The organism is Romboutsia maritimum, assembly GCF_002251085.2.
Lineage (GTDB): Bacteria > Bacillota > Clostridia > Peptostreptococcales > Peptostreptococcaceae > Romboutsia_B > Romboutsia_B maritimum.
Genome location: NZ_NOJZ02000073.1, coordinates 1 through 1704 on the forward strand (window position 1 = coordinate 1; position 1704 = coordinate 1704).

Annotated in this window: 1 protein-coding gene; it reads left to right on the plus strand. The window is 24.8% G+C overall.

All coding sequences use genetic code 11. From position 1 onward, the window contains the following. Window positions 1–403 precede the first annotated feature (403 nt). Window positions 404–1219 (plus strand): phage terminase small subunit, encoded by an 816-nt coding sequence (terS, locus tag CHF27_RS13670; protein WP_158534781.1) that lies wholly within the window; start codon window positions 404–406, stop codon window positions 1217–1219. Window positions 1220–1704: the final 485 nt, after the last annotated feature.

Sequence of the window (1704 nt, forward strand, 5' to 3'; positions counted from 1 at the left end):
TAAGGATAGTAGTTCAACACTTAGATATATAGGAATAACAGATATAGATATAAATAATGCTATAAGAAACTTGCCTTTTTAATAATCTATTTATATATATGAATTATTCTTTTTTGAAGTACGACAAATTCAAATTTAGTAAAATGGTGAAATATAGTAATATAAAGGTCTAGGATATGTTTGCCGAATTTGTCAAAATATACGAAAGAAAAATTGAAGAATATTTTGTATATTTCAAAATAATATATTGAAAGTATTGATATTACTATGTTTTAGGAATGAAGCTTAATTAATTTATAGAAAATAAGTTTAATAAAGATAAGAAAATTATAAAAATTAAATTTCAAAAAAATAATAAACAACACAATTGAATGATAAAATTAAGTAATATCAACATGGATAAGTGAAAAAACTTGATAGAATAAGGAGAAAAAACGTTAGAAATATGAGTAATAGAGAAAAAGCTTTTAGAATTTATAAAAAGTCAAAAGGAAAAATAAAAAATAGTGAAATAGCTAATATGTTAGATGTAAAAGTAACAACAGTAGAAGCATGGAAAAGCAGAGATAAATGGAAGTTAAAATATAACAAAGTTGGTGCACCATATGGCAATAAAAATGCTAAAGGAAACAAAGGTGGCGCACCTAGAGGAAATCAAAATGCAAGAATACATGGACTATACTCAAGATCATTAAAAGATAATTACGATATATATCAAGATATAAAAGATATGGATATGTTGGAGATATTACAAACTAATATATTAATACTACAAGCTAATTTGATATACTCACAAAAAGTATTATTTGTAGAAGATAGGAATGACCATGCAATAGAGGTTGTAAAGAAAACTAAGAATACAACAGAATATAAAATACAGTTTACACATGATAAGCAGATAAAGGCATTAAATGCGTGGTCTAATGCTTCCAATGCTTTAGTGAATATGATTGATAAATATATAAAATTAGCAAATACACCTTGGAACTTGATAGAAGAAGAACGTAGGTTAAAAGTAGAACTTTTAAGAAATGAATTAGAAATAATAACTAATACATTAAATAAAAAGAAAGATAAAGAAGAAGAAATACAAATAGGTGACGTTATAACAAAGGTTATACCTAACGTAACATTCTTACATGAGTATAAGAAGCTTAAAAAAGATAAAAGAAGTGAAGAAGAATTTATAAAAGATTATATAAATAAATTAGTAATTTAGGGAGAGTTGTCCCCCCTACCCTTTGAGATTTTTAGAAGGGTTTTAGGGAGCGAGCAGGTCTCTTTTCTTCCGGAGATTTGCCAAATTAGAAAATTTTTTAGTGAAAATTAGTCCTTAAGACTTATACAAAGACTAATAAATATACCTATCAATATCAAACAAGTTATATAAACTATTAAAAATTAATAGAAAATAAATATATTCTAGGTGTAAAAACATAACAAAATAGTTCATAAATTAATTAATGGATACATTAATGGGATAGGGATTAAGTCGGTTAATATAAAAGTCTTAGAATTGAAATATAAAAGCCAGGGGGCGTGAAGATAATAATACATATATTAATAATATATGTATTATATTTATTAAGTTAATTAGAATTCGAAAACTGGAAAACCCATAACTATTAAATAGCGATATAAAGTAATTAATAATATATAGTCTTGAAGGTAAAGAACCTATAAAGAATTTGATTCACGAGAAGC